Annotated in this window: 26 protein-coding genes; 8 read left to right on the top strand and 18 right to left on the bottom strand. The window is 70.0% G+C overall.

The window, feature by feature from the left end; translation table 11 throughout:
- The first annotated feature begins 74 nt into the window (after nucleotides 1-74).
- The gene (locus H7I41_RS17035) at nucleotides 75-989 is read left to right on the top strand and encodes an alpha/beta fold hydrolase (RefSeq protein ID WP_264013784.1); all 915 of its coding nucleotides are present in this window, start codon (nucleotides 75-77) and stop codon (nucleotides 987-989) included.
- Here the strand turns inward: H7I41_RS17035 and H7I41_RS17030 are convergent.
- From H7I41_RS17030 to H7I41_RS17010, 5 genes are read right to left on the bottom strand one after another with little or no spacing between them, the layout of a single operon-like run.
- Entirely contained in the window at nucleotides 976-1,560 is a 585-nt protein-coding gene (locus H7I41_RS17030; RefSeq protein ID WP_264013783.1) for a TetR/AcrR family transcriptional regulator, read from the bottom strand. The genes H7I41_RS17035 and H7I41_RS17030 overlap by 14 nt on opposite strands.
- A gap of 18 nt (nucleotides 1,561-1,578) precedes the next feature.
- Nucleotides 1,579-2,244: a cytochrome b gene (locus tag H7I41_RS17025; RefSeq protein ID WP_264013782.1), complete on the bottom strand. Its 666-nt coding sequence runs from the start codon at nucleotides 2,242-2,244 to the stop codon at nucleotides 1,579-1,581.
- Nucleotides 2,232-2,639 carry a TIGR03668 family PPOX class F420-dependent oxidoreductase gene (locus H7I41_RS17020; protein ID WP_264013781.1) on the bottom strand — a complete coding sequence of 136 codons (408 nt, stop codon included), beginning with the start codon at nucleotides 2,637-2,639 and terminating at the stop codon, nucleotides 2,232-2,234. Before H7I41_RS17020 ends, H7I41_RS17025 begins: the two co-directional genes overlap by 13 nt.
- A gap of 6 nt (nucleotides 2,640-2,645) precedes the next feature.
- Nucleotides 2,646-3,224, bottom strand: a complete 579-nt coding sequence (locus tag H7I41_RS17015; protein ID WP_264013780.1) for an orotate phosphoribosyltransferase — start codon at nucleotides 3,222-3,224, stop codon at nucleotides 2,646-2,648.
- A 21-nt stretch (nucleotides 3,225-3,245) separates the two neighbouring features.
- Nucleotides 3,246-4,049: a HugZ family pyridoxamine 5'-phosphate oxidase gene (locus tag H7I41_RS17010; protein ID WP_264013779.1), complete on the bottom strand. Its 804-nt coding sequence runs from the start codon at nucleotides 4,047-4,049 to the stop codon at nucleotides 3,246-3,248.
- A gap of 164 nt (nucleotides 4,050-4,213) precedes the next feature.
- On the opposite strand from H7I41_RS17010, the gene H7I41_RS17005 reads away from it, so the two are divergent.
- Nucleotides 4,214-5,221, top strand: a complete 1,008-nt coding sequence (locus H7I41_RS17005) for a hypothetical protein (protein WP_264013778.1) — start codon at nucleotides 4,214-4,216, stop codon at nucleotides 5,219-5,221.
- 4 nt (nucleotides 5,222-5,225) lie between these two features.
- Here the strand turns inward: H7I41_RS17005 and H7I41_RS17000 are convergent, their stop codons facing one another.
- On the bottom strand, nucleotides 5,226-5,615 hold the full coding sequence (locus H7I41_RS17000; protein WP_264013794.1) for a hypothetical protein: 390 nt from the start codon (nucleotides 5,613-5,615) through the stop codon (nucleotides 5,226-5,228).
- A 305-nt stretch (nucleotides 5,616-5,920) separates the two neighbouring features.
- On the opposite strand from H7I41_RS17000, the gene H7I41_RS16995 reads away from it, so the two are divergent.
- Nucleotides 5,921-7,231 carry a maltokinase N-terminal cap-like domain-containing protein gene (locus H7I41_RS16995; RefSeq protein WP_264013777.1) on the top strand — a complete coding sequence of 437 codons (1,311 nt, stop codon included), beginning with the start codon at nucleotides 5,921-5,923 and terminating at the stop codon, nucleotides 7,229-7,231.
- 6 nt (nucleotides 7,232-7,237) lie between these two features.
- Here H7I41_RS16995 and H7I41_RS16990 read toward each other — a convergent pair whose 3' ends face one another.
- Both H7I41_RS16990 and H7I41_RS16985 read right to left on the bottom strand, forming a co-directional pair.
- Nucleotides 7,238-8,344: an acyl-CoA dehydrogenase family protein gene (locus H7I41_RS16990; RefSeq protein ID WP_264013776.1), complete on the bottom strand. Its 1,107-nt coding sequence runs from the start codon at nucleotides 8,342-8,344 to the stop codon at nucleotides 7,238-7,240.
- Between the two features lie 15 nt (nucleotides 8,345-8,359).
- Complete coding sequence (locus H7I41_RS16985; RefSeq protein WP_264013775.1) at nucleotides 8,360-9,520, bottom strand: acyl-CoA dehydrogenase family protein; 1,161 nt, start codon at nucleotides 9,518-9,520, stop codon at nucleotides 8,360-8,362.
- A 105-nt stretch (nucleotides 9,521-9,625) separates the two neighbouring features.
- Between H7I41_RS16985 and H7I41_RS16980 the strand changes: the two genes are divergently transcribed.
- Entirely contained in the window at nucleotides 9,626-9,982 is a 357-nt protein-coding gene (locus H7I41_RS16980) for a hypothetical protein (RefSeq protein ID WP_264013774.1), read from the top strand.
- Here the strand turns inward: H7I41_RS16980 and H7I41_RS16975 are convergent.
- Nucleotides 9,979-10,533: a TetR/AcrR family transcriptional regulator gene (locus H7I41_RS16975; protein WP_264013773.1), complete on the bottom strand. Its 555-nt coding sequence runs from the start codon at nucleotides 10,531-10,533 to the stop codon at nucleotides 9,979-9,981. The genes H7I41_RS16980 and H7I41_RS16975 overlap by 4 nt on opposite strands.
- A gap of 146 nt (nucleotides 10,534-10,679) precedes the next feature.
- On the opposite strand from H7I41_RS16975, the gene H7I41_RS16970 reads away from it, so the two are divergent.
- Nucleotides 10,680-11,048 (top strand): hypothetical protein, encoded by a 369-nt coding sequence (locus H7I41_RS16970; RefSeq protein ID WP_264013772.1) that lies wholly within the window; start codon nucleotides 10,680-10,682, stop codon nucleotides 11,046-11,048.
- Between the two features lie 21 nt (nucleotides 11,049-11,069).
- On the opposite strand, the gene glgX is transcribed toward H7I41_RS16970, so the two are convergent.
- Nucleotides 11,070-13,184, bottom strand: coding sequence for a glycogen debranching protein GlgX (gene glgX, locus H7I41_RS16965; RefSeq protein ID WP_372503760.1), 2,115 nt, complete (start codon nucleotides 13,182-13,184; stop codon nucleotides 11,070-11,072).
- A gap of 160 nt (nucleotides 13,185-13,344) precedes the next feature.
- Here glgX and H7I41_RS16960 point away from each other — a divergent pair, with 160 nt between their 5' ends.
- Nucleotides 13,345-14,142, top strand: a complete 798-nt coding sequence (locus H7I41_RS16960; protein WP_264013770.1) for an enoyl-CoA hydratase/isomerase family protein — start codon at nucleotides 13,345-13,347, stop codon at nucleotides 14,140-14,142.
- 5 nt (nucleotides 14,143-14,147) lie between these two features.
- Here H7I41_RS16960 and H7I41_RS16955 read toward each other — a convergent pair whose 3' ends face one another.
- The 8 genes from H7I41_RS16955 to H7I41_RS16920 form a co-directional block, all read right to left on the bottom strand.
- Nucleotides 14,148-14,711, bottom strand: coding sequence for an isochorismatase family protein (locus H7I41_RS16955; RefSeq protein ID WP_264013769.1), 564 nt, complete (start codon nucleotides 14,709-14,711; stop codon nucleotides 14,148-14,150).
- Between the two features lie 34 nt (nucleotides 14,712-14,745).
- Complete coding sequence (locus H7I41_RS16950) at nucleotides 14,746-15,867, bottom strand: sensor domain-containing diguanylate cyclase (RefSeq protein ID WP_264013768.1); 1,122 nt, start codon at nucleotides 15,865-15,867, stop codon at nucleotides 14,746-14,748.
- Nucleotides 15,868-15,976: 109 nt separating this feature from the next.
- Nucleotides 15,977-17,314 carry a hypothetical protein gene (locus tag H7I41_RS16945; RefSeq protein ID WP_264013767.1) on the bottom strand — a complete coding sequence of 446 codons (1,338 nt, stop codon included), beginning with the start codon at nucleotides 17,312-17,314 and terminating at the stop codon, nucleotides 15,977-15,979.
- Nucleotides 17,311-17,751 (bottom strand): hypothetical protein, encoded by a 441-nt coding sequence (locus H7I41_RS16940; RefSeq protein WP_264013766.1) that lies wholly within the window; start codon nucleotides 17,749-17,751, stop codon nucleotides 17,311-17,313. Before H7I41_RS16940 ends, H7I41_RS16945 begins: the two co-directional genes overlap by 4 nt.
- Before the next feature lie 175 nt (nucleotides 17,752-17,926).
- Nucleotides 17,927-19,777: a hypothetical protein gene (locus H7I41_RS16935; protein ID WP_372503759.1), complete on the bottom strand. Its 1,851-nt coding sequence runs from the start codon at nucleotides 19,775-19,777 to the stop codon at nucleotides 17,927-17,929.
- A gap of 98 nt (nucleotides 19,778-19,875) precedes the next feature.
- Nucleotides 19,876-21,057: an alcohol dehydrogenase catalytic domain-containing protein gene (locus H7I41_RS16930; protein ID WP_264013764.1), complete on the bottom strand. Its 1,182-nt coding sequence runs from the start codon at nucleotides 21,055-21,057 to the stop codon at nucleotides 19,876-19,878.
- 78 nt (nucleotides 21,058-21,135) lie between these two features.
- A complete protein-coding gene (locus H7I41_RS16925; protein WP_264013763.1) occupies nucleotides 21,136-21,939 on the bottom strand; it encodes a DUF427 domain-containing protein in 804 nt (267 codons plus the stop codon).
- 6 nt (nucleotides 21,940-21,945) lie between these two features.
- The gene (locus H7I41_RS16920; protein ID WP_264013762.1) at nucleotides 21,946-23,328 is read right to left on the bottom strand and encodes an acyl-CoA dehydrogenase family protein; all 1,383 of its coding nucleotides are present in this window, start codon (nucleotides 23,326-23,328) and stop codon (nucleotides 21,946-21,948) included.
- Nucleotides 23,329-23,759: 431 nt separating this feature from the next.
- Here H7I41_RS16920 and H7I41_RS16910 point away from each other — a divergent pair, with 431 nt between their 5' ends.
- Together H7I41_RS16910 and H7I41_RS16905 are read left to right on the top strand one after the other, a co-directional pair.
- A complete protein-coding gene (locus H7I41_RS16910; protein ID WP_264013761.1) occupies nucleotides 23,760-23,918 on the top strand; it encodes a hypothetical protein in 159 nt (52 codons plus the stop codon).
- Nucleotides 23,919-24,046: 128 nt separating this feature from the next.
- Nucleotides 24,047-25,845: BamB-related PQQ repeat family beta-propellar protein (locus H7I41_RS16905; protein ID WP_264013760.1), on the top strand; the 1,799-nt coding region annotated here is incomplete at its 3' end.

Here is a 25,845-nt window from a genome sequence, read left to right as displayed (position 1 = left end):
TGCCGTACGGCGACGGCGATGACCGACACCGAACGCGAGTTGTGCTGTTAGCAAACGCGATTGAGGCTTGACGCATGGATCACCGCGACTACGCCCGCTTCCTGCCCGCCGGATTCCGTCCCGAACCGATGACCGCGCCGACCCCCACGTGGTGGCCGTGGCGGGGCCGCACCGTGCACATCGCGCGGGCCGCCGCCCCCGGCGCCGCGGTCCGGGTGCTGGTGATCCACGGCGGCGGGGGCTGGTCGGGGGCGCTGTGGCCGCTGGCGGCGCTGGCCGCCCGCCACGGCGTCGAGGTGCTCGCCCCGGACCTCCCGCTCTACGGCGACACCGTCGAACCCCGGCCCGGCGACGTGCGCTACCCCGACTGGGTCGACCTGCTGTGTGATCTGGTGCGCGCCGAACGCGCGCGCGACGACCGGCCGCTGGTGGTGTTCGGCGCCAGCATGGGCGGCCTGCTGGGCTACGAGGTCGCCGCCCGCACCCGCGACGTCGCGCACGTGGTGGCGACCTGCCTGATCGATCCCACCGACCCGGCGGTGCGCCGGGCGGTGCCGCGGCACGCCTGGACCGGCCCCGCCGCGCCGGTCGTGCTGCGCACCATCGACCCGCTCTGCGGGCGGGTTCGCGTGCCGATCCGCTGGCTGGTCGACATGGGGTCGATGAGCCGCGACCCCGCGCTGTCGCGGCTGTGTGCCCGCGACCCCCGTGGTGGCGGAGTGCGGGTACCGCTGGGTTTCCTGTCGAGCTGGCTCGACTTCCGCCACACCGCACCGGAGACGTTCGACGCCGCACCCGTCACCCTGGTGCACCCGGACGCCGACCGCTGGACTCCGCCGCGGCTCAGCATCGACTTCTTCGACCGGCTGCCTGGCCCGAAATCGCTGACACTGCTGCAGGAGTGCGGCCACTATCCCGTCGAGGAGCCGGGACTGGGCCGGCTGCAGGAGGTGTTGCTCGCCGTCCGCGACCAGCTCACGCCGGCGTGAGCCGGTCCACCAGAGTCATCAGCTCGGCGGCGTCCGGTTTCTGCCGGGTCTGCACCCGGTGCAGATGGGCGTCGATCGCGTGCACCAGCGTCTGAGCCGTGACCGCGGTGTCCGCACCGCCGCGCCCGCAGCGGTCGAGGTGGTGGGCGATCTCCGCGGCGACCCGGTCCTCGAAGGCCTGCATCGCCGCGAGGTCGGCCGGCCGCGGCGAAAGCCGGTGCATCAGGCCGTGCAGCGCGGGCCGGTCGCTGTGCAGTGCGACGAGTTCGTCGAGCACCGCGCGCATCGTCTCGTCGAACGGAGGCCGCTGCACGCGCAGCCGGTCGAACACCCGGTCCAGCCGCGCGCCTGCCTCCCGGACGTGCCGCTCGGCCAGCGCGTCGAGCAGCGCATGCTTGTCCGGGAAGTACTGATACAGCGAGCCGATCGAGACACCCGCCCGCTCGGCGATCCGGTTGGTGGTGGTGGCCAGGCCTTCGCGGTCGAACATCTGCGCGGCGGCTTCGAGCACCACGTCCACCGTCGCGCGGGACCGCGACTGCCGGGGGCGCCTGCGCGGCCTCTCGCTCATCGGCTCACGATACGACCGTCAGAGCATGCGGGACAGGTGCCGGTTGCGCCGGACGACGGTGTGCTTGAGCACCAGCCCGACGTGCAGGGCGATCGCCAGCAGCAGCGCGACCTGGGCGGCCACGTGCAGCGGCACCCAGTCGTGTCCGAGGGCGAGCACCGCGAGGCCCGTTGCGGGCACCACGAACAGCAGTGCCAGCAGCGCCTTCTCCAGTGCGCCCTCGAGGGCGCGCTCGCCTGCGGTGAGGTGCTCGGCCCACGGGGGCAACCCGGCGACGGCGCGCCAGACGATCCGCAGCACACCCAGTGCGATCAGCGAGAGCCCCAGCGACACATGCAGTTCCGATAACGACACCCCGTCGCCGGCGAAGGTGCCCGACACCACCTCGCCGAATGCGTCGCCCACGTAGTCGTCCTCGCGGACGTCGAGTTCGTCCTCGAGGCGGTCGATCTCGTTCTCGAACCGTTCCTCGGCCGCTTCGCCCTGCCGTTCGGCCTGTTCCTCGCCACGCTCCTCGAGTTCGTCGATGCGGTCCTTCTCGCGGTCGAGCGCGGCCTCGTCGGGTCCCATCGTCGCGCCCACCGCGAACTGCGCGACGATCACCGCGACGGTCAGCCAGTGCAGCAGCTTCGACACGGCGCCGTATCCGTGCGCACCGTTGCGCAGCCGGATCAGGCCTGCCACGACGACCACCGCCGCACCGCGACGGTCACCACCGGACCGTCGAGGGCGAGGCGCTGGTACTGAACGTACTTGTGGCGCAACAGCGAATATCCGGCCGCCATCTCCACACCGCTGTGATGCACCGTCGCCTCGCCGTCGGCACGCACCCACCACAGCTGCGTCCAATCGTCGCTGTAGTGGTCCACGAGCAGGGTCACCCTCGAATCGGCCTCGATGTTGGCCAGTCGCCGCAGCCGCTGGGTGGTCTTGCGCTTGGCGTCCACCGCGGTGTAGATCGTGTCGCCCGACACGGCGAACACCACCGGCACCAGATGTGGTGCGCCGTCGGGGCTTATCGTGGCCAGCACCGCCGACGGCGCGTCCGCGAAGCGGGCCTTGGCGTCGTCATCGGCCATCGGGACTCACACCGCCTTGATCGGTTCGATTCCCAGATCGCGGTAGGTGACCAGCGCGACGAAGGGCACATTGCGTTCGGCGAACAGACCCGCCGCCACGTCGCCGCGGTCGACCATCGGGATGACGCCGGTGGCAACGGCCCCCGCCGCGGTCACCCGGTCCAGCGCGAGCGCCGTCGATCCGCCGGTGCTGATCACGTCGTCGACCAACAGCACGCGCATGCCGGGTTCGATGCGGGTGCCCTCGATCCACTGCTCGCGGCCGCGCTGCTTCTGCTCCTTGCGCACCGAGAACCATGCGGCCCCGGTCACCATCGCCACGCCGTGGGCCAGCGGGTCCGCGCCCATGGTGAGCCCGCCGACGGCGTCGAACTCGATGCCGTTCATCGCCGCCAGGTCCGCGACCGCACGGCTCACCACCGTCAGCCGCTCACCGTTGTCGACGGCGTACTTTCCGTCGATGTAATCGTGACTGAGCTGTCCGCTCGCCAGCCGGAACGGCTCGGCGCGGTGCTCGTAACCGCGGGTGCGGATCAGGTCGAAGGCGGCTTGCCAGGTGTCCGGACGCCCGGTCGCAGCAGACATACCGGCGATCGTATTGCAGGGTCAGCGGGTCCCGCGGGCGCGGCGGGTCAGTTCGACCGCCGCCGAGCGCAGTTCGTCGAACGAATCGATGGGCGCCGCGTAACCGATGCGGGGATACGCCACGCCGCGCGGCGTGGTCACCCGCAGGTCGAGGCCGTAACGGTCGGCGCCCGTGCAGGTGGCGGCCGTCGCGTCGGGGTAGCCGCCGAGGGAGGCGGCCATCGCCAGCAGCGCTTCGGCGTGGTCGGCGTTGAGATGGGCGACGGCGCCTGCGGCCCGCGGCTGCACCGGATCGGGCTCGGCGGCCGCGTACTCGGCGCCGGAGGTGGACTCCATCCGGCCGTACCCGCCGACCCACCGGACCCGCTGTACCCGCAGCACCCACAGCGTGAAGTCGCTGTAGTCGATGTAGTACTTGGCGGCTGCGACGGCCGCGAGGTGCGCCTCGCGGGCGGCGTCACGCTCCGCGCCGGCCGGCCGTTCGGCCACGCCTGCGAGTGTCACCCGGCCGCTGGCCAGCGGGTCGGTGTCGGTGGCCGGCGCCACGATCGCCAGGCTGGCCCGTGGGTCGCCGTCGAGGTTGCGGCCGTGTTCGGCCAGGTTGGAGACGCACAGCACGGGCGCGCCACCGTGCAGTCCGTAGGTGACGAACGACGCCCAGGGGTCGCCGTCCGCGGTGAGCGTGGCCAGCGTCGCGGTGTTGGTGGAGGCGGCGATGGTGCGGGCCTCTTCGGCGGCCGACGGGCGAACGGCGTGCGGCACCTCGGCCAGAGGCGGGGGGATGGAGGGGGCGTCACCGGGGTCGCCATGGTCGCGGTTGGCCACTCCGGCACCCTACCTGACCTGGGCGTGGCTGCCGGAAGCGACGCCGAAGGCGGACGTCGGCGACCGGCGATGTCCGACAGCTACCGCCGAAGGCCGTAAATATGTGAAAATGAGCGCGGTGGGTCTGTGGTATAGCAATCGCTCACCGGGGGAGCGAGGGTCGCATGGCAATGTCGTCGTTGCGCCCGCTGATGTGTGCCGGTGTCGTGGTGGGTGGACTGGTGGTGGCTGGTCCCGCAGCCGGCGTCGCGATTGCCGACCCCGGTCTGTCCGACGACGCGGGCAATCGCGACAGCAGCGACTCCGGCAAACGCGATGCCGACCGTAAGCCCGGACTGAGGCTCGGGTCCCGCAACGACGACGGCTCCGGCAGCCAGCGCAAGCGGCGGCCGTTCGGCATCAGCCTCGGCCGCGACGGCGGCACCGGGAGCCGGGACGACAGCTCCGAACGCGAGGACGAACGCGACAAGCGGTTGGACATCACGGTGCCCGGCGGCCGGCGCCACCCGCTCATCCCGCAGGTGCGCGTCTCGGTCGGCGGCGACACCGAACGCGAGCCCGATGCGTGTTCCGGGTCGAACTGCGTGGCCCTGCGGGTCGCGGGCCCGGGGGTCTCCGCATCGGTGTCCATGTTCTCCGAACCCGAACCCGAGCCGGAGCCGCCCGGCCCGGCGTTCCGGGGCGGGCCCGAAGACGTGGACCCCGTGGTCGATGCCGGTGGCGCCGATGATCCCGGGCTGTTCATCGCCGGGTCACCCGGTGTGCTCGAGGTGCCGATGATCGTCGCGCCGCCGCCGGTCCCGGTGTCCGTGGTGGGGATGTCGCCGCTGCCCGCCGTGGTGCCGGGGGCGCCCGCGGGCACTGCGCCGTCGCCGGAGTTGTTCGGGATCCAGGCCGCGCTGCCCTCGTCCGCGTCGGGCGGCCCGATGATCGTCTCGCCGGGCTTCAACGCGCCCGCACTGCCAGGATCGAGTCTCGCCAGCGGTGCCGCGACGCGGTCGGGTCTGCCGTCGGCGAGGCATCCCGGCGGCCCGGGCGTCCGGTGGCTCGGCGCGATGCCGGGGTTGTTCGGACTGTTCCTGGTGACGGTCTGCGGCGGCTTCATCGGCTACCGGCAGGCCAACGCGGTTCGGTATGTGCGCGCCGGGGCCGCCGAACGGTTCCTCGGTTGAGAGCTCAGCCGCCGAGCGCGGCGATGAGGTCCTTGATCTTGGCGCTCTCCGATTCGCTCGCCTGCTCCTCGGCCTCGACGGCCTCGATCAGGTCGCGGCGCAGTCCGACGCCGTTGGCGGCTTCCTTGGTGCTCAGCTTCGCGCGGTTGCGGGCGACGTAGAGGCGCTGGCCCAGCGTGGCGCCAGGCCCACCGGCCGCGTCCTCCATCAGAGCGTCGTAGCGGTTGCGCACGCCGCTGAGCGCGACGATCACTGACGGGTTGATCCGGCTGTGGCTCGCCGCCTCCGACATCGCACCGAGCAGCTTGCGCATACCCGTCAGCACCACGGCCGCCCGCTCCGGGAATTCGGGATCGCCCGCGTCGGGCAGGGCGTCGATGGCGGCCGAATACATGTGCATCGCCGCATCGGAAAGACTGACGATTACCGGAGCTTCACCATCGTTTGGCGTCGACTCAGCCACAGGCCCACCCGAATTCCTACTCAGAGTTTTGCTGATCGCCCGGGCGGTCACCCCGACGGGCCGATCACAGACGCCGAAACCGTAACGCGTTACCACCGGGGTTTCAACCGTTACCTCGAGCCGTCGCCGGCGCCCCGGAAACCGGCCCGGCGGGCCACGATTCGGTTCGGGCCGTCATGGGTAGGTTTCAGGGGGCGACGGAACAGTGACCTCGTCCGACGATCTGGAGCCCAGCGATGAACCTGCCGTTCGACACCTGGTTACCGCAGCAGCGGTGGTACGCCGGGCGCAACCGACGCCTCGCCGAGGCCCGCCCGGGCCGGGTGATCTCGCTACGGCCCGACCTCGACCTGGTGCTGCTCGACGTCTCCTACGCCGACGGCGCCGCCGAGCGCTACCAGTTGCTGGTCGGTCGTGCCGACACCACTCCCGCCGACGTCCCTGCCGGTGCGGTGATCGGCGCCGACGACGGCCGCGCCGCCTACGACGCGCTGTTCGACCCGGCCGCCACGCATTACCTGCTGTCGCTGATCGACGACGATGCCGATGTCGACGGCGTCCGCTTCGTCAAGGAACCAGGCGTCGCGCTGCCGACGGACGCGGCGGCCCGGGTGTCGGGCGCCGAGCAGAGCAACACCAGCGTCATCTTCGGCCGCGAGGCCATCTTCAAGGCCTTCCGCCGCATCACCCCCGGCGTCAACCCCGACATCGAGCTCAACCGGGTGCTCGCACGGGCGGGCAACCTGCACGTCGCGCGGCTGCTGGGGTCGATCGAGACGACGATGGCCGGGCAGCCCTACGCGATGGGCATGGTCACCGAGTTCGCCGGCGGCTCCACCGAGGGCTGGGACATGGCGCTGGCCAGTACCCGGAATCTGTTCGGCGACGGTCAGATCAGCGGCGCCGCAGACGAATTCGTTGCCGAGTCGCGTCTGCTCGGCGAGGCCGTCGCGTCGGTGCACGCCACGCTCGCCGACGAACTGGGCACGTCGGACGTGCCGTTCCCCATCGACACGATGCTCGAGCGGCTCCGCTCGGTGGCCGGCGCGGTGCCCGAGATCGGCCGCTACGTCCCGCTGATCGAGGAGCGCTACCGAAAGCTGGCCGAGCAGTCGATCACCGTGCAGCGGGTGCACGGCGACCTGCACCTGGGCCAGGTGCTGCGCACCGGGGCCGCCTGGCTGCTCATCGACTTCGAGGGTGAACCCGGCCAGCCGCTCGACGAGCGCAGGCGTCCGGACTCGGCGCTTCGCGACGTCGCCGGTGTGCTGCGGTCCTACGAGTACGCCGCCCACCAGCAGCTGATCGAGGGTGCGACGGAGTCCGATCCGCAGCAGGCCGGCCGTGCCCGGGAATGGGCGCAGCGCAACGTGAGTGCGTTCTGCGACGGATACGACGCCGCATGTGGTGCCGACCCCCGCGACTCGGCCGAGCTGCTGGCGGCCTACGAGCTCGACAAGGCCGTGTACGAGGCGGGCTACGAGAGCCGTCACCGGCCGGCGTGGCTGCCCATCCCGCTGGACTCGATCGCCCGCCTCGTCGGGTAGCACCCCCTACAGCGTGGCGACCTCGTAGTCGGTGAGCCGGCCGGTCAGCACGTTCAGCTGGTCACCCGCCGAGCCGAGCGTGTGCTCGATGGCCGTCAGGCGCGCCGCGTAGTGCCCCACCGGGTATTCGGCGGTGACGCCGATGCCGCCGTGCAGCTGGATCGCCTCCTGGCTGATGTGGCGCCCGGAGCGGCAGATCTGCAGCTTCGCCCGTGCCGAGACCGCCGGGTCGAAGTTGCCGTCCGCGATCGACATGGCGGCGTACATGCTCATGGAGCGCGCCAGTTCGAGCGAGACGTACATGTCCGCGGCGCGCTGGGTGAGCGTCTGGAACTTGTTCAGTGTGACGCCGAACTGCTTACGGCTGGTGAGGTATTCGGTGGTCAGCCGCAGTGCCTCCTCCATCGCCCCGAGTGCCTCGGCGCACAGCGCGGACTGGAGGCGGATGACGGTGCGGGAGATCGCCTCGGAAGCATCCGACGCCGATCCCAGCGGTTGCGCCGGTGCGTCGGCCAGGTCGATCTGCGCGCCGTGCTGGCCGTCGAAGGTGCGGTAGCCGGTGCGGGTGACCGCGTCGGCCTCCACCAGAAACAGTCCGGTGCCGCCGTCGGGCAGCGCCGCGCTGACCACCAGCGTGTCCGCGGAGTCACCGGCGAGCACCGGGTTCTTGCGTCCGCTGAGCGACCACGAATCCCCTTGCTGCACAGCCTTGGTCGTGATCGTCCCGGCCGCGCCGCGCATACCGGGCTCGACGTGGGCGAAGGCCAGCAGTCGCCGGCCCGCGGCCACCTCGTCGAGCAGACCGCGCTGCTCGTCGGTGCCCGCCTCGGCGATCAGGGCGCCGGGACCGAGCGCGGCGTGCAGCACAGGCTCGGGCGCCAGCCTGCGGCCGATCTCGGTGGCCACCGCCATGATCTCCAGCGCTCCGCCGGCGTCCTCCTCGAATCCCAGTCCAAGGATCCCGATTTCGGCGAGCTGGTTCCACACGTCGCGGCTCCACCCCAGCTCGGTGTCGATCACCTTGAGGCGGCTCTCCGGGTCGTAACTGCGGGCCAGCACGTCACGGGTGGTGTCGCGCAGCAGCACCTGCTCTTCGCTGAGCTGAAAGTCCATGAGTTGCTTCCTATCTCACAGTCCGAGGATGGTGGAGGCGATGATGGTGCGCTGCACCTCGTTGCTGCCGCCGTAGATCGAGGTCTTGCGGTAGTTCAGGTACGTGGGCGCCGCGTGCTGAGCCCAGTACGGCGAGGCGATGTCGTCGCCGGCGTCGAACGGCAGCGCGTCGGCGCCTGCCACCTCGACCAGCAGTTCGGTCGCGATCTGCTGCAGCTGGCTGCCGCGCAGCTTGAGCACCGACGACGCCGGGTTGGGCTTGCCGTCGACCGATCCGGACGCCACCCGCATCTGCGTGAGTTCCAGTGCTAGCGCGTCATTTTCGGCCTCGGCGAGACGGGCGGCGAACAGCGGGTCGTCGAGCAGGCCGGATTCCTTGGCGCGGGCCTTGACGTCCGAGAGCTTCAGCTTGGTGCGGGCCACCTGGGTGATGCCGGTGCGCTCGTTGCCGAGCAGGAACTTGGCGTAGCTCCAGCCCTGGTTCTCCTCGCCGACGAGCTGGTCGGCGGGCACCCGGACGTCCTCGAAGAACACCTCGTTGACCTCGTAGCTGCCGTCGACGAGCTTGATCGGCCGCAGCGTGATGCCCGGGGTGTTCATGTCGATGAGCAGCAGCGAGATGCCGGCCTGGCGCTTGGGCGCCTGCGGGTCGGTGCGCACCAGGTTGAAGATCCAGTCGGCGTGCTGGCCGAGCGTGGTCCAGGTCTTCTGGCCGTTGACCACGTAGGAGTCGCCGTCGCGGGTCGCGGTGGTGCGCAGCGAGGCGAGGTCCGAGCCGGCCTCGGGCTCGGAGAAGCCCTGGCACCACCAGATGTCCAGCGACGCGGTCGGCGGCAGGAACCGTTCCTTCATCTCCTGCGAGCCGAACTCCGCGATCACCGGGCCGATCATCTTCGCGTTGAAGGTCAGGGGCTCGGGGACGCTGGCAAGCTGCATCTCGTCGAGCCAGATCTGGTGCTGGGTGGGCGTCCAGTCCTTGCCGCCCCACTCGACCGGCCAGTTCGGCACCGCCAGTCCGTGCTCGTGCAGGATCTTGTGGCTGGTGATGATGTCCTCTTTGGACACCTCGCCGCCGCGGCGTGAGCGCTCACGGACGTCGGCGGGGATCTTGGTGGTGTAGAAGGTGCGTAGCTCGTCCCGGAAGGCGGCTTCCTCCGGTGTCAGCGCCAGTTGCATGGCTGCCTCCCTACTCGTCGGTAATCAGGCCTGTATGTACCGTAAACCACCCGGTTGGTCGGGTCGCTGGCGCACTCCCGTGCTGCGATGGCGGACAATGCGGCCATGGCCAAATACCTGCTCAACGACGCCGCGGTGGAGAAGGCCCGAGGCCTCATCGAGGCCCGTCAATACGTGCTCGACAGCGACTGGGGTGAGGTCCAGCCCCGCGCCGACGCGCAGAACGCCTACCTCGACAAGCACTCCTGGGACGACTACGCCGCCTGGCATCTCGCGCTCACCGACGGCGCGACCGACGGCACCAAGGCGCGCTACGCCTTCGGGTTCGGCGATTTCCGGCGGCTGCACCGCACGGGCCTGATCGCCTGCGTGTACCGGGCCGCCGAGTGGCGGCACAAGCAGGTCGAACTGGCCGCCCACGACCTGCTGCAACGCCTCGACCGCGCCTGCGGCATCACCTAGTCGCGCAGCAGGAACTCCAGCAGCCGTTCGCGCACCTCCGGCGACGCGTCGACGTCGGGGTCCGATCCGTGCAGCAGTCCGAGGCCGGCTCCGAACAGCAGGCCCGACCGCAGCGCCGCGTCGGCGGGTTCGAAGCCGTAGTCGGTGAACGCCTGCAGGACCGCCGCGAACACCCGCTGGTCGCCGCGGCGGACACTCTCGCCGACCCGGTCGTCGGTGAGCGCCCAGGCCCGCATCACCCGCTCCACCGACCAGTGGTCCGGGCGCGCCAGCATGCCCATCATCCGGGCCAGCCGCTCCCGCGGGTCCACGTCGCCCATGGATGTCAGCCGGCGGCGGTCCGCGGCGCGCAGCTCCGTCCACGAATCGACCAGTGCGGCACGGTAGGCCTGGATGTCGGCGAAGTGCCAGTAGAAGCTGCCCTTCGTCACGCTGAGCCGCTCGCAGAGCCGGCCGATGCGCAACGCGTCGAAGCCGCCCTCGGCGAGCAGGGTGAACCCGGCTTCCACCCAGTCGTCGAACGACAGGGGTTGGTCGCGCTGCGACGCCATGACGCGCAGCATACGGTCACCACCGCCGGCCGCCATTGACACTGACGAAAATTTGCCCCCGCGGGCAGCCGCGTTTAGCGCCGCGGCCGGAGGGGCAACCGGGCAGGCGACAGCAGGCCGCACCGGACCGATCCAGGAGGTCTCCCATGAGCACCGATGACACATCCGCCGACACCGCCAACGACATCGGCGATGACGGTGAGTCGCTGCGCCCGTCAGAGGCGCTGGACTCCGACGAGGTGCGCAACAACGACGGCGACGACGTCGTCGACCCGCCGGAGCGGTGGATCGAGCCCAAGGAGGACGAGACCCTCGACGAGCGGCTGTCCGACGAGGTGCCCGACGTCGCCGCGGACGGCGAACCGGTCGCGGGCGACACCACAGACGGCGGTGACGTCGTCTCGGTGAGCGACGACGAACTCGACCGCCTCGACACGCAGCGGCACGGCACCGACGAGGGTCAGGTCAGCGGGACACCGGAGGACGGCGAGTCGTTCTTCGACGTCGTTGAATGAGCCCCGCCGAGTGACGCCGGCTCAGTCGCCCGCCTGCAGCACCATCACCGCGCGCGAGTCGACGCTGAACGTCGTCCCGGCCGGCACCGGCTCGCTGTGCCCGGCGCCGTTGCCCCCGGTGTAGATGACCGGCTTCCACAACGCCCCGAACTCCTCGCCGGGCATGGTGAAGTCGATCGGCTCGTGGTGGGCGTTGAAGCACAGGAAGAACGAGTCGTCGACCACGCGCTGGCCCCGGTCGTCGAGGTCCGGGATGCCGTCGCCGTTGAGGTACACCGCCACCGACTTGGCGAACCCGCTCTCCCAGTCCTCGTCGGTCATCTCCGAGCCGTCGGGGGAGAACCACGCGATGTCGGGCAGACCGGGTCCGCCCTTCTGCCGGACCGGCCTGCCGCTGAAGAACCGGCGGCGGCGGAACACCGGGTGCGCGGCCCGCAGCGCGGACACGGCCTGGGTGAACTCCATCAGATCGGTGTCCGCGGTGGACCAGTCGATCCAGGACAGTTCGTTGTCCTGGCAGTAGACGTTGTTGTTCCCGTGCTGGGTGCGGCCCAGCTCGTCGCCGTGCGCGATCATCGGTACGCCCTGCGACAGCAGCAGGGTGGTCAGGAAGTTGCGCTGCTGCTTGGACCGCAGCGCGTTGATCTCGGGATCGTCGGTCGGGCCCTCGACACCGCAGTTCCAGGACCGGTTGTGGCTCTCGCCGTCGTTGTTGTCCTCGCCGTTGGCGTCGTTGTGTTTCTCGTTGTAGGACACCAGGTCCCGCAGCGTGAAGCCGTCGTGGGCGATGACGAAGTTGATCGACGCGACGGGTCGGCGAGCGGTGTGCTCGTAGAGGTCCGACGAACCGGTCAGCCGGGAGGCGAACTCGTCGAGCGTGGCCGACTCACCGCGCCAGTAGTCGCGGACCGTGTCGCGGTACTTGCCGTTCCACTCGGTCCACTGCGGCGGGAAGTTGCCGACCTGGTAGCCGCCGGGCCCGACGTCCCACGGCTCGGCGATCAGCTTCACCTGGCTGACCGTCGGATCCTGTTGCACGAGTTCGAAGAACGTCGACAATCGGTCGACGTCGTAGAACTCGCGGGCCAACGTGGAGGCCAGGTCGAAGCGGAATCCGTCGACGTGCATCTCGGTGACCCAGTACCGCAGCGAGTCCATGATCAGCTGCAGCGCGTGCGGGCTGCCGGCGTTGAGGCTGTTGCCGGTGCCGGTGTAGTCCATGTAGTAACGCTTGTCGTCGTCGACGAGGCGGTAGTACGCCGCGTTGTCGATGCCGCGGAACGAGACCGTCGGACCCATGTGGTTGCCCTCGGCGGTGTGGTTGTAGACCACGTCGAGGATCACTTCGATTCCGGCTTCGTGCAGCGTGCGCACCATCGCCTTGAACTCCTGCACCTGACCGCCGGGAGTGTTGCTCGAGCTGTACTTGGGGTCGGGCGCCAGGAAGCCGATCGTGTTGTAGCCCCAGTAGTTCGACAGGCCCTTGTCGATCAGGGTGGAGTCGTTGGCGAAATGGTGCACCGGCATCAGTTCGATGGCGTTGACGCCGAGCGCCTTGAGATGCTCGATGATCACCGGATGGGCCACCGCGGAGTACGTCCCCCGGATCTGCTCCGGGATCTCGGGATGGGTCTGGGTGAGTCCCTTGACGTGGGCCTCATAGATCACCGTGTCGGCGTATTCGTGTTTCGGCGGGCGGTCCACGCCCCAGTCGAAGAACGGGTTGATCACCACCGACTTCGGCATGAAGTCCGCCGAGTCGTCGTCGTTGCGGCTGTCGGGTTCGCCGAAGTTGTAGCCGAACAGGGGCTGACCCCAGTCGAACGTGCCGTCGATCGCTTTGGAGTACGGGTCGAGCAGCAGCTTGTTGGGATTGCAGCGCAACCCGTTGGCGGGATCGTGCGGGCCGTGCACCCGGTAGCCGTAGCGCTGGCCCGGCTCGATGTTCGGGATGAAGCCGTGCCACACGAAGCCGTCCACCTCGGGCAACGTCACGCAGCCGGTCTGCTGACCGTCGGCGTCGAACAGGCACAGCTCGACCCGCTCGGCGACCTCACTGAACACGGCGAAGTTGGTGCCGAAGCCGTCGTACGTCGCGCCGAGCGGATAGGCCTTGCCCGGCCAGATGTCGGCCAGCGCGGCGGGCGCGTCGGCCGATGGGGCGGGCTTGCTCGAGCTGGCTCGGACCAAAGTGCACTCTCCTACTTCCCTGGATTGACCAAGGCGACGATACGGGTCCCCGCGATGCGGAAGCATCACGAGCGTTCTTCCAGCGTCCCGCTCCGGAGAGGAGTCCATGGTGTCGAGCCGCCCCGACCAGCCCCGTTACCGCACGTTGCTGGTCGACGTCCACGCCGGTGTGGCCACCATCACCCTGAACCGGCCGGACCGGCGCAACGCCGTCGGTGACGGGATGCGGGACGAACTGGTGCAGGCCTATACCCGGTGCGACGGCGACGAAAACGTGCGCGCGATCGTGCTGACCGGGACACCACCGGCGTTCTGCGCGGGCGCCGATCTGGGTGCGGGGGAGGACACGTTCACCGCCCCGGGTCCGGGGTTCAGCGCCGCCGGGGTCAAGGTGCCTGCGTGGGCGCTGAGCAAACCCGTGATCGCGGCGGTCAACGGCCATGCGCTGGGTCTGGGCCTGACGCTGGCGTTGCAGTGCGACATCCGGTTCTTCGCCGCCGACGCGACGTACGGCGTCGTGCAGGTGCGCCGCGGCGTGGTCGGCGACGCCTACGTGCACTGGGTGCTGCCCCGGCTGGTCGGGATGTCCAACGCCGCGGAGATCCTGCTGACCGGAGCGACGTTCGACGGCCGTCGCGCGGTCGAGCTCGGCCTGGGCAGCCGGGTCCTCGACGCCGCCGAGGTGCTGCCCGCGGCGCTGGCGGTCGCGCGCGACATCGCCGAGAACACTGCACCGCTGTCGGTGGCGGCCAGCAAGCGGCTGCTCTGGGACTCCTTCGACCTCGACCGCGACGCGGTCGGCGTCCGCGAGACGGAGATCCACCTGCGGCTGATGGCCCACGGCGACGCCCGCGAGGCGATGCGCGCGTACCTGCAGCGGCGGCCGCCGCGCTGGTCGGGCTGAGCGCGTCAGGCCACCTCGACGCCCGCCGCCCGCAGCGCGTCGACGGCCTCGGCGGTGGTCGTCGGCGACACTCCCGCGGTGAGGTCGAGCAGCACCCGGGTGGTGAATCCGGCGGCGGCCGCGTCGGCGGCGGTGGCCTTCACGCAGTAGTCGGTGGCGATGCCGACGACGTCCACCGTGTCGACGTCGCGGGCGCGCAGCCAGTCGGCCAGGGTGGTGGCCTGCGCCGGGTCCTCGTCGCCGTGCACGCCCTCGAAGCCGCTGTAGGCGGCCGAGTAGTGGCCCTTGTGGAACACCGCTTCGACGGCGTCGTGCTCGAACGCGGGATGGAACTCGACGCCGGCGGTGCCGACGACGCAGTGCGGCGGCCATGAATCGCGGAAGTCCGGGTCGTCGGAGAAGTGCGACCCCGGATCGATGTGGTAGTCCTTCGTCGCGACGACGTGGTCGTATCCGTGGGAGCCGAGCAGTTCGGTGACGCCCCGCGCGACGCCGGTGCCGCCCTCGACGGCCAGCGACCCGCCCTCGCAGAAATCGTTCTGGACGTCGACGATGATCAATGCCCGCATGTCACAACGGTATCCCCGGACCGCGGGGCGGCGCTCAGAAGCGCGGCGGTTCGTCGCCCTCGCAGGCGGTGAGGGTGGGGCAGACGATGTAGTGCGCCTGGTTTCCACCGTCGCGCCGGGCCTCGCCGACGGCCGAGCGGGCGATGCCGATCAGCTCGGTGAGCACCTCGTAGGGCGGATGCTGGGCGAGGCCGCGCATCGGGGTGCTGACCACGCCGATGCTCGCGCTGGTGCGCGGCGGGGTCACCTTGATCGCGCTGCGGACGCGCTCCACCAGCGGCGAGCTGTCGGTGGTGGGGAAGCTGTCGACGATCAGGAACTCCGACTGCGGCACGTGGGCGATGACGGCGTTCTGCCGGGTGGTCTCCCGCAGGGTCTGCCCCACGGCGACGCGGGCCCGCTCGCCGGACACCCGGCCCTCCGTCTGCGTCAGCAGCGCGTAGCTGTCCAGGTCGACGACCACGATCACGAGGTAGCGGTCGTCGTCGCGGTTGCGGGCGGCGATGAACGCCGACGCGGTGCGGTAGAACGCCTCCTCGTTGAGCAGGCCGGTGAGCGGGTCGATCTCGGCGTTGTGGATGTTGATCCCGAGCAGGTGAACCAGTGACTGGCAGGCGAACGGCACGCCGAAGTTCACCAGCACCAGGAACAGCAGTGTGGAGGTGGCGAGCGCCGTGTCGCCGGCCTCGCCGAGGCGGACCGCCAGCGCCGCCCCGGTTGCGGTGGAGATGACGAAGTTCAGCGCCATGTAGCGCGGTGTGTGGAAGAAGGCGATGTAGCCGGCGAGGACGGCGAACGCGGTCGCGCCGAACATCCCGTTGAAGGGGTCGGCCTGGACCAGACACACCGCGGAGATGCAGGTGGCCACGACGACCACGAAGAACGACGACTGCGCACGGCTCAGCCAGCCGTGCAGCAGGAAGGTGGCGGCCAGCGCGAGGAGACAGGTGGCGACGACCAGCGCGACGGCGAAGCCGATACGGCCGTGCGGACCGGCCGGGCTGGCCAGCGACACCAGGACGACGCCGGCGAAGCCGGCGAGCGCACTGGCGAACAGCCGGCACGTGCTGCCCTGCACGCCGCGGGCGGCCAGCATCGCGGTGAGCCAGTAGTAGTGGTCGGGTTGCCGCCACCAGTCGCGCATCGCGCTCGTCATATGGCCTCCCAGTCGGCGCCCACATCCCGCAACAACTCCGAGATCGTGGTGTGCTCGGGCGGCCCCGGCCATGACGTTATCAAGAAATCCGTACCTGTGGTACGGCGAATTACCCGCCGAACAGCAGGTACAGGCCCATGAACGTGTAGCCGACCATCACCAGCATCATCGCCAGCTGGCCGGTCAGCTGGTGGTCGCGAGGCAGCAGCCGCAGCGCACGGTCGTGCGCGGCGATGACGCCCGCGATGTGACCGGCCACCACGAAGCCCACCTTCAGCGTCGCCAGCACGGCCGGATGCATCGACAGCACGTAGCTGACCTCGGCATCCGCGAGCCCGAACAGGTTCCAGCCCCGGCCCAGCGGGTCGGCCAGCCGGATCACGGTCTGCTGTCCGCGCTCGATCAGGTAGGTCAGGTAGTGGGCGAAGATGTACCCGATGACGATCGGGATGAGCGAGTGCGCCATCAGCCCGGGCAGCTTCCGGCGCAGCGCGGTGTCGACCCCGCCGGTGGCGCGGGCCGCGAGCCAGAAGGTGCCGGCCACTACCCCGACGAACACCAGCAGGCCGGCGGTCCGGACCAGCGTCGCCGCCGCCGCCGAGGACGTGTGCTCGTCGACGAAGGTGCGGAACGCCGGCGTCGCCGAGAAGCTGTCGAAGGCCGTCGAGCCCAGCAGCACCGCGAGCACCGCGAGGGTGCCGCCGCGCACCGGCAGCGTCAGCAGGTGGTCGAACGGGTTGCCGATCGCGATGCGGCCGGACTCCCGGTCGCGGCGCAGCGGCGAGAGCCGCGACGCCACCACGCTGTAGACCTCGAACGGATCGGCGCGGGCCGGCCAGCGCAGCCCCCACCACAGCGTCCCTGCGGCGATGACGGCGAGGTAGATCAGCAGCCAGGTGCGGATCGCGTGCAGCGAACCGGGATCAGCGCTGGCCAGCTCCAGCCAGACGAACGCGAACAGCCCGGCCGCCGCGGGCCAGTACCCGAGCCGCTCGGAATAGGGCCTGCCGTCGCGGGCGCGCCCGAGGGTGGCGACCCGGTAGGCGCTGCGCACCGGCGACACCGCCCGCCACAAGGGGCCGACGAACAGCGACAGCGCGGGCACACCCACCCAGATCAGCACGTAGAACACGCCGGCCAGCGGGTTGTCGGCGCCGTCGGGTCCGAAGAACGCGGCCATCGCCACCCAGCCGGTGAACACCAGCGCGATCGTCGCGACCACCCACCGGGTGGCGGGCGCGTCCACCGCGGTGGTCACCCACTCCGGCAGCGCCCGGCCCGGCTTGCCGGGGTCGAATCTCGGCGTGCGCCACGCCAGCGCGACGACGGCGAAGGTGAACGTCAGCGCCCACGCCGCGCCGATCAACGCGTAGGTGAACGGGATCGGGAGGTCGGACGAGCCGCCGAGGCCGTGCGCGAGGATCGCGGTGGAGGCGCCCGCCGTCACTGCTGGACTTGGATGGTCGCGACGACCTTGCCCGCGTCGTGCAGTTCGATGTCGACGTTGCCGGGCACGTCGACGGTGAACTGGAACTGCTGACCGGGCTTGGCCTCGACCGGGAAGCTGTGCTCGGGCACCGAGTGCACGTGCAGTTCGTCGGCGGCGTCACTGTCCACCCGGATCACGATCGGCTGGCCCACCTTGGCTTGAAGCGCGGCGTTGGTCGGGGTGACCTCGCCACCCTGGATCTTCACCTCGACCGTCAGCCGGTCGGGCGCCTTCTGCTGGTCGGTCATGTCCGAGGGTGCGACGGTGGTGACCGACGGGGTGCTCGACGCGGCGGCCGTGCTTCCGCCGCCGTCCGCTCCGTCGCCACCGCCGCCGCAACCGGCGAGAAGGGTTGTCGTGGCTGCCAGTACGAGGAATCTGCTAAGCGCTGTCACGGTCACCCATCTTGGTCTGTCGCGCCGATCCCTTCACTGTGAGGCCCGTCTCCTCTGCGACGGTTCTTCACCGCGATGTAGACCACGACGCCGGCGACGACGATCGCCGGAGCGAACGCCGGGACCGCAAGCCAGATCGGGTGATCGGCGAGCAGTTGGACGTCGGGCCGACCCGTCATGCCTGCGCTGAGGGCTGCAGTTCCGCGTCGCTCTCGGACGGTTCGCTGTTGTTGATCCGGCCGCCACCCCAGGTGATGCCGGAGATCATCGCAAGCGTGCAGAGCAGGACGACCAGGCAGCCAATCAGCCACAGCGACTGCGGGATGTCCGGGCTGCGCTCACGCTGCAGGATGGTGATCTCCGAGACGAACGGCCGAGTGAACTGCGGCTGCGCGGGCACTTCCTCGGCGCCGATCCCCGGGTCGCCTGCCAGGAAGATCGGCACGGCGGTGAAGGTCTTGCCGTCATGCACGCGCAGCAGGGTCTTCCAGGAACCCGCGACCGGCATCGGCTTCGTGGACACGTAGTGGCCGGGGCCGACCTTCTCGAGATGGTCGATGAACTGGCCGCGCTCGTTCGGCAGGCCGCCCTGCCACCCCAGCACCGACACCCAGTTCGGGTCGTCGCTGATGACGTCGGGCGGGTTGAACCGCACGTCGGCGGTGACGTAGCGCTCGCCGTTGACGGGTGGCGCCTCGGCGAGCGTGAACGTGGCGGTCGCGTTCTGCGGCACGTCGTAGCGCAGGCCGTTCGCGGTCGCACCGCCGATGGCGAGCACGGTCAGCGCGACGAGGCCGGCGCCGATCGCCCGGCGCGGCAGCTTCTGCGCGGTGAGCACCATGCCGACCATCGCGCCGCAGCCTCCGACGAGGGTCGCCACCGGCACCGTCATCGCCAGGGCCTCGGTCCAGATGCTGGTGGGCCACGGGTAGGCGTAGACCGAGTTGATCCACAGCGACTCGAGCCAGATGCCCACGGTGCCGATGCCGAAGCCGGCGACGAGGCCGAACACGACGGGCCGCTTGAGCAGTGGTGTCAGTGCGAGGAGTTCGACGATGATGGCGCCGCCGAGGTAGAGCGGGAACCAGTTGACCGGCGCGTCGAGCACCGGGGCCACGATGAACGCGACGATGCCGCGAAGTCCGATGGCGACCAGCGCGGCGATCAGGGCGGCGCCGCGGCCCATGAAGATGCGGGCGCCGATCAGCGCGAGCGCCGCGGCGGCGGCGATCAGCATCGGCTGGAACACCTCGCGGAACTGCGGCACGCCGAAGTCGAACTCGATCTGGTAGACCGATGCGCCGATCAGGACACCGGCGAAGGCGAGGTACTGCACGAACTTCAGCCCGATGCCGTCGGGCCCAGCGTCGGCCGGACGTGCCTTGCGGCCCTCGTGCTCGAGGTAGAGCGCCGACAGGGTGGAGAAGCCCGCGCCGCCGATCATCATGAGGTGGGTGGGTCCCCACAGCGTGACGTCCTGACCGAAGATGCGGTGCCAGATGTCGTCGAGCGGGAAGCCCATCAGCGCGTAGAGGCCGCAGCCGGCCATCACGATGCCGCCGACCGGTGCGTACCAGTCGTCGGTGATGCGGACCGCCGCCGGGCCGGGGCGCTCCCCGTCCAGGGGCAGCACCATCGCCGTGCAGCCGGCGACGAAGATGCCGAACAGGCCGATCAGGATGAAGTAGTGGGCCGGGTTTGCCAGCGCGCCGTCGTCGCGGCCGTTGCCGATGTGCAGGCTGACGTCCCAGATGAAGCCGAACAGCGCGCAGATGATCGAGGAGATGAACATCGCGATGGGCAGCGCCACCCACGACGGGCGTTTGAAGCGGTGCCCGCTCCAGTCGGCCAGCTTCCTGAGCCAGGTGATCTTGTGCTGACGGTGCATCCAGCCGATCCAGAGCAGCACCGCAGTCACGACGCCGCCCGCGGCCGTCAGGCCGATGATCTCGTTGATGGCGGCGCCGCCGCCCTCAGAACCCTCGGCCAGCACCGAGACGCTGGAAACCTGGTCGAACAACCCCACTGTCATCTCCCCAAGTCGCGCGGACCGAACCTACCGCTGGGTAATATTGCCAGAGACGGCCGACCCGAAACCAGGGGTACCGGGTAATTCATCCAGCATCACGGCTGCAGGACGACCTTCACCATCCCGTCTTCCTTCTTCTGGAACGTCTCGTAGGCGCCCGGCGCGGCGTCGAGCGGCAGCCGGTGCGTCGCGAACGACTCCACGCCGAGCGGATCCTCGGCGGTCAGCAGCGGCAGGATCTCCGGCACCCACCGCTTGACGTTGGCCTGGCCCATCCGCAGCTGGATCTGCTTGTCGAACAGCGTCTTCATGTCGATCGGGTCGGCGACGCCGCCGTACACCCCGCTCAGCGATATGGTGCCGCCGCGGCGGACCAGCGAGACGGCGGAGTTCAGCGCGGCCAGCCGGTCCACCCCGGCGTTCTTCATCACCAGCCGGCCCACCGGCGCGGGCAGGAAACCGCTGGCGGTCTGCGCCGCCTCGGCGATCGGCGATCCGTGCGCCTCCATCCCCACCGCGTCGATCACCGCGTCGGCGCCGCGGCCCTCGGTGAGGTCGGCGACGACGGCGTCCACGTCCTCGGTGCGCATGTCGACCACCTCGGCGCAGTACGGCCGCGCGCGGTCCAGCCGTTCGGTGACCCGGTCGACGCCGATCACCCGGCAGTCCTTGCGGTGGGCGGCGATGCGGCATGACATCGCGCCGATCGGCCCGAGGCCGAGGACGACGAGCGTGCCGCCGGCCGGCACCTCGGCGTACTCGACGGCCTGCCACGCCGTGGGCAGCACGTCGGACAGGTAGACGTAGCGGTCGTCGGGCCCGTCGTCGGGCACCTTGATGTGGGTGTACTGCGCCTGCGGCACCCGCAGGTACTCGGCCTGTCCGCCGGCGACCTCGCCGTACAGCTTGGAGTAGCCGAACAGCGCGGCGCCAGTGCCTTGGTCGCGGTTCTGCGTCGTCTCGCACTGACTCTGCAGGCCGTGGTCGCACATGAAGCAGGTCCCGCAGGAGATGTTGAACGGGATGACCACCCGGTCGCCCACCTTGAGGGCCGAGCCGGCCTCGGTGCCGACTTCTTCGACAACTCCCATCGCCTCGTGCCCGAGGATGTCGCCGGGGCTCATGAACGCACCGAGCACCTCGTAGAGATGCAGGTCGGAGCCGCAGATGTTGGTGCTGGTGACCTTGATGATCGCGTCGGTCGGTTCCTTGATGACGGGGTCGGGCACCGTGTCCACGGACACCTTCCGCCGGCCCTGCCAGGTGACGGCACGCATACGTCCTCCTCTGAGATCTCGTACTGATCGCTTTCGAAGGGGCATGCCCGCAATGTGGTGCCCCAAACGGGCGGGGGGTCAGCTCCAGGGGGTGGTCGGCCGGTCCCGGCGGTGACCGTCGACCACGACGTCGACCTTCTCGTCGAAGAAGCACACCCGGTCCCGCACCGGCTCGGCGTCGTGCAGCGGGTCCGGGTAGGTCCAGGCGAGGTCGCGCGGTCCACCGGTAAGGGAGAAGTAGTGGGCGCGGCCCTTGTAGGCGCAGTAGCTCGCGGTGTCGCTGGGTTCCAGGTCGGCGGTGACGTCCTCGCGCGGCAGGTAGAAGCGCACCGGCAGTTGCGTCTCGAACAGCAGCATCGGCCGGGACGACTCCGCCAGCCGGGTGCCGTCCAGCTCGACGACGACATGGCGGTCGCTGCGCAGCACGTCGATGCGGCTGAACGGGTCGTGCGGGTGCCCGACGATCGGCTCGTCCTCCTCGCGCCAGTCGAACGGGTCGAACTTCAGGATCGCGTAGCCGTCGAGGTCGGAATCCTCGGGTGCGAAGGCCGCGGCCGCGCCGGTTTGGTCGCCGGCGATCACGTCGTACGGCGTGCCGGCACAGCTGTGTGAGTCGAACGGCACGGACGGATCGAGGACGGGGCGCCCGGTGTCGTCGTCGTCGATTCCCGATTCGGCGCCTGCCGGGACGAGCTGGGCGGTGAGGTCGGCGATGGGCACGGCGTAGGCCGGCACGATGCGGCGCGGTTCCCACACCAGCCGGGCCCGGTAGGTGTCGGCGACGGGCTCACCGCCGAGGGACACCCGCACCCGCTTCTCTGTCGGCTCGAAGCGCAGCGCCCCGATGTTCCCGCCGAGCGCGTCCAGCATGCGAATTGCCATCCGGTGCTACTTCCGCGGCGGCTGGAGCACCTTCATCGCCAGCCGCATCACCGGGTCGGGGACGCGGTCCTTGGCGCCGAGGGCCGCGTCGGCGGCGCGGCCCCGCAACGGCGTGCCGCGGCCGAACCACCGGTTCAGCGGCCCGCCGCTCGGTTCGAGGTCGACGTGCAGTGGCGGCGCACCGTCGGCGGCGCCGAGCGCACGCCCGATCACCATCCGCTGGATCTCGCTGGTGCCCTCGAAGATGGTGTACAGCTTGGCGTCGCGGTACCACTTCTCCACCGGGTGGTCGGTGATGTAGCCCCAGCCGCCCATGGTCTGGATGGCGCGTTCGGTGGCCTTGACCGCCACCTCGCTCGCGGCGAGCTTGGACATCGATCCCTCGCCCCGGTCGAACGGCACACCGGTGGCGGCCATCCACGACGCCCGCCAGGTGAGCAGCCGCGCCGCGTCGATCTGCGTCGCGATGTCGGCGATCGGGAAGGAGATGCCCTGATTGTCGATGATGGGTGCGCCGAACGCCTCCCGCCGGTTGGCGTATTCGGTCATGTACTCCAGTGCGGCACGGGCGATTCCGAGGGCCTGTGCGGCGACCATCGGCCGGGTCTGCTCGAAGGTGCCCAGCGACGCCGAACCGGAACGGCGCGCGCCCTCGACGGCTTCGCGGGCCTTCTCCAATTTGTGCTCGAGCTTCTCGTTGCCGCCGAGAAGGTTCTCGCCCGGCACGCGCACGCCGTCGAACTTCAGCTCGGCGGTGTGCGACGCCCGGCAGCCCAGCTTGTCGAGCTTGCGCACCAGCTGCAGGCCGGGTGTGCCGCCCGGGACGATGAACATCGCCTGCCCGCGGTGGCCGAGTTCCTGGTCGACCACGGCGTTGACCACGTGCACGTTGGCGATGCCACCGTTGCCGATCCACATCTTGTGGCCGTCGATGATCCAGTCGCCACCGTCGCGACGCGCCGTGGTGCGCAGGTTGCGGACATCGCTGCCGCCCTCGGGTTCCGAGATGGCCAGCGCGGCGAGCTTGAGATCGCCTGGAGTGCCGAAACATTCGGGCGCCCACTGCAACATCTGCTCCGGCGACGCGGCCTGCCCGATCGCCGAGAGCGCCAGCGCGGGCATCACGACGGCCAGCCCGATGCCTGCGCAGCCCCAGAACAGCTCCTCCATGAACATCGGCAGCGACAGGCCGGTGGGGTCGCCGATCAGGTCGCGATAGAACAGCGGGCTGTAGAAGCCGCGCTGCGCGGCCTCCTCCAGCACCGGCCACGGGAATTCCTGGCGCTTGTCGTACTCCTGCGCCACGGGACGGATGCACTGCTCGGCGAACTCGTGGGCGCGCCGCGCGAGGTCGTGCTGCGCGATGGTGGGCGTCAGGTCGAAGGTCATCGATCGACGGATTAGCCGCGAGACGTCGCCGCGAAACCTCGACTCACCCGAGCCGCCCACGACGACGGCCCCCGGATTGCTCCGGGGGCCGTCGTCGGGGGGTGTTACTTGACGTCGATGGTGACCGTCGGGCTGAAGGTGTTGTTGTTCTTGTCGTTGGACCGCACGGCGTTGGGCCGGGTGCTGGCGTTGGGGCTGACCGAGACGACGCGGGCTTCGTCGAGCGGGACGTCGTTGAGGCGTCGTTGGACCGCACGGCGTTGGGCCGGGTGCTGGCGTTGGGGCTGACCGAGACGACGCGGGCTTCGTCGAGCGGGACGTCGTTGAGGCGGTTGACCTGTACGCGGTAGCCCTGCGAGCGGAGCTCCTCGATGGCTTGTTCGGCATTGCCGGGGCCGCTGGGTGCGGCGGCGGCGGGGCCGGCGAGGCCGATGAAGGCGGCGGCGAAGGCGCTGGCGGCGATGGTGGCGAATCCGAACTTGTTCGGCGAGGCCGATGAAGGCGGCGGCGAAGGCGCTGGCGGCGATGGTGGCGAATCCGAACTTGTTCATGGCCTTGCTTCTTTCTTGGTGTTTCTCGTTGTGGTCTGACTGTTCAAACCGCCAGGTCAGGAGATTGATTTCCGTTGGCAGTGATTGGCCGACCGGTGGCAGGAAGTGATCGGTCGACACCGGATCTGCCGTCATTTGCGGTCGCGAACCGCCCCTACGATCGATGCGTGAGCAAGGATTCCGCGACGGCCGGTCGACGGCGCCGCTTCGGGCTCGGCATCGCTGTCGGCCTTGCGGTCTCGGCGGCGGTGCCGGCGGTCGTCGCGTCGGTGGTCATGTGGATCATCCGGTCACCGGCCGACGTGACGTCGCATTCGCTCACCACCATGGGCGTCATCGCCGCGGTCGCCGGGGTATGGGTGTTCATCGCCGCAGTGCCACGGCTGCTCGGCAGGGACTCCCGCGCGACCGGCCTGATGAAGGTCGCGGGCTTCGTTGCCGCGGCACTCTGCACCTGGGCACTCTGGATGGCGTTCGGGGTCTTCCGGGCCCGGGACGGGCTGCCTTTCGTTGACAGCACCGGCGCGAGCATCCTCGCGGTGACCGCAGTGCTGTGTGCCGTCGTGGCGACGGTCTGCGCCCTCGCCACGGCCGCCGTCGCCGGCCCGGTCAGTGGCAGGACGGCGTGCTGCGTCGCCCTCGTCGTGCTGGTCGCCGTTCCCATCGTGAGCTACCGCACCGTTGCGGACCACCGCGGCGGCGTCTGGGCTCCCGATCTCATCGCGAAGGCTGCTGCGCCGGCGGCGACGCCCGATGCGGTCGGCCCCGTCCGCTACGAGATTCCGCTCGACGACGGCGAGAACCTGCCCGAGGCCTACGGCGCCGGCAACGGCTTCGTCGTCGACACCCGTAGGGAGATCACCGCCTACGACGGACGGACCGGCGAGAAACGCTGGCACGCCACCGACTACGGAACCAGTGGGCGACTACTGGTGGTGCGCCGCGACCGGGATGACAGGTCGGGGATCGTCGTGGTCTTCCTCTACCAGGCGGTGATCGCGTTCGACGGCGGCACCGGCGAGGTGCTGTGGCGTCGCGAGTACAGCAGCGGCGGCGAGGTGACCGCGGCAACCGGATCGGTCGACGCACTCGGCATGGCGGTCTTCACCGCCGACGCAGCCGTGAGCGGGTCCAACAGCCGCACCCGCTTCTACTCCCTCGATCCCGCCACCGGACGTGAGCGCTGGAGCCAGCCCATCTCGTGCAGCAATTCGACTCTTCACCCCGGCACCCCGGGCCAATTCGCCTACGACTGTTCGAAGCCGTCGCTCATCGACGCGCACACCGGTGTATTCACCGATGTGCCCGGTGAATACGCGCCGAGGGCAGGCACCGACGTCTATGTGGCGTCGTTCACCGAGTGGGACGATCGCGGATCGGCGACGGACAAGACCCTCGTGATGGACCCGGACGGGCGGGTCGTCGACGAGATGTCGGGTGCAACAGCGGTTTCCACCGCCCACAACGGCTTCCTGCTCGTCTACAGTGGCGGCACCTGGATGATGCGCGATTACCGCAGTCACCGGTCGACGCCGGTGCCGCTGGGTTCCGTTCCCGTCCCCACGAATTACGAGCGGCCGAACACGGCCTGGCTCGACGACAGACTCCTGATCGCGGCGGAGAAGCGCGATGCGCCGCTGTTTCTCGTCGACGCGGCCCGTCCGACGCAGGAGCCATTCAGCAGCGCGCCGCCGTGCCCGGGCGACGAGACCGTCCGTGACCTCCAGGTCGTCGCCGGCGCCGTCATCGCGCAGTGCGATACCGATCGCGTCGTCGGTGGTGCGTGGTGTTATTTGACGCTGACGGTGACCGTCGGGCTGAAGGTGTTGTTGTTCTTGTCGTTGGAGCGGATCGCGTCGGGGCGGATGCTGGCGTTGGGGCTGACCGAGACGACGCGGGCTTCGTCGAGCGGGACGTCGTTGAGGCGAGACGACGCGGGCTTCGTCGAGCGGGACGTCGTTGAGGC

It is taken from the genome of [Mycobacterium] manitobense, assembly GCF_025821665.1.
Lineage (GTDB): Bacteria > Actinomycetota > Actinomycetes > Mycobacteriales > Mycobacteriaceae > Mycobacterium > Mycobacterium arseniciresistens.
Note: the sequence above shows the minus strand (reverse complement) of the source record. Positions and strands in the feature narration are given on the sequence as shown.

Bases quoted from the DNA above. Each gene is read 5' to 3' on its own strand.
- H7I41_RS17005 (WP_264013778.1), top strand. From the start codon at position 4,214: ATGGCAATGTCGTCGTTGCGCCCGCTGATGTGTGCCGGTGTCGTGGTG.
- H7I41_RS17015 (WP_264013780.1), bottom strand. From the start codon at position 3,224: ATGTCTGCTGCGACCGGGCGTCCGGACACCTGGCAAGCCGCCTTCGAC.
- H7I41_RS17000 (WP_264013794.1), bottom strand. From the start codon at position 5,615: ATGTATTCGGCCGCCATCGACGCCCTGCCCGACGCGGGCGATCCCGAA.
- H7I41_RS16990 (WP_264013776.1), bottom strand. From the start codon at position 8,344: ATGGACTTTCAGCTCAGCGAAGAGCAGGTGCTGCTGCGCGACACCACC.
- H7I41_RS16920 (WP_264013762.1), bottom strand. From the start codon at position 23,328: ATGACCTTCGACCTGACGCCCACCATCGCGCAGCACGACCTCGCGCGG.
- H7I41_RS16970 (WP_264013772.1), top strand. From the start codon at position 10,680: ATGAGCACCGATGACACATCCGCCGACACCGCCAACGACATCGGCGAT.
- H7I41_RS16910 (WP_264013761.1), top strand. From the start codon at position 23,760: ATGAAGGCGGCGGCGAAGGCGCTGGCGGCGATGGTGGCGAATCCGAAC.
- H7I41_RS16925 (WP_264013763.1), bottom strand. From the start codon at position 21,939: ATGGCAATTCGCATGCTGGACGCGCTCGGCGGGAACATCGGGGCGCTG.
- H7I41_RS17030 (WP_264013783.1), bottom strand. From the start codon at position 1,560: ATGAGCGAGAGGCCGCGCAGGCGCCCCCGGCAGTCGCGGTCCCGCGCG.
- H7I41_RS16980 (WP_264013774.1), top strand. From the start codon at position 9,626: ATGGCCAAATACCTGCTCAACGACGCCGCGGTGGAGAAGGCCCGAGGC.
- H7I41_RS17020 (WP_264013781.1), bottom strand. From the start codon at position 2,639: ATGGCCGATGACGACGCCAAGGCCCGCTTCGCGGACGCGCCGTCGGCG.
- H7I41_RS16955 (WP_264013769.1), bottom strand. From the start codon at position 14,711: ATGCGGGCATTGATCATCGTCGACGTCCAGAACGATTTCTGCGAGGGC.
- H7I41_RS16950 (WP_264013768.1), bottom strand. From the start codon at position 15,867: ATGACGAGCGCGATGCGCGACTGGTGGCGGCAACCCGACCACTACTAC.
- H7I41_RS17035 (WP_264013784.1), top strand. From the start codon at position 75: ATGGATCACCGCGACTACGCCCGCTTCCTGCCCGCCGGATTCCGTCCC.
- H7I41_RS16975 (WP_264013773.1), bottom strand. From the start codon at position 10,533: ATGGCGTCGCAGCGCGACCAACCCCTGTCGTTCGACGACTGGGTGGAA.
- H7I41_RS16985 (WP_264013775.1), bottom strand. From the start codon at position 9,520: ATGCAACTGGCGCTGACACCGGAGGAAGCCGCCTTCCGGGACGAGCTA.
- H7I41_RS16930 (WP_264013764.1), bottom strand. From the start codon at position 21,057: ATGCGTGCCGTCACCTGGCAGGGCCGGCGGAAGGTGTCCGTGGACACG.
- H7I41_RS16995 (WP_264013777.1), top strand. From the start codon at position 5,921: ATGAACCTGCCGTTCGACACCTGGTTACCGCAGCAGCGGTGGTACGCC.
- H7I41_RS16960 (WP_264013770.1), top strand. From the start codon at position 13,345: ATGGTGTCGAGCCGCCCCGACCAGCCCCGTTACCGCACGTTGCTGGTC.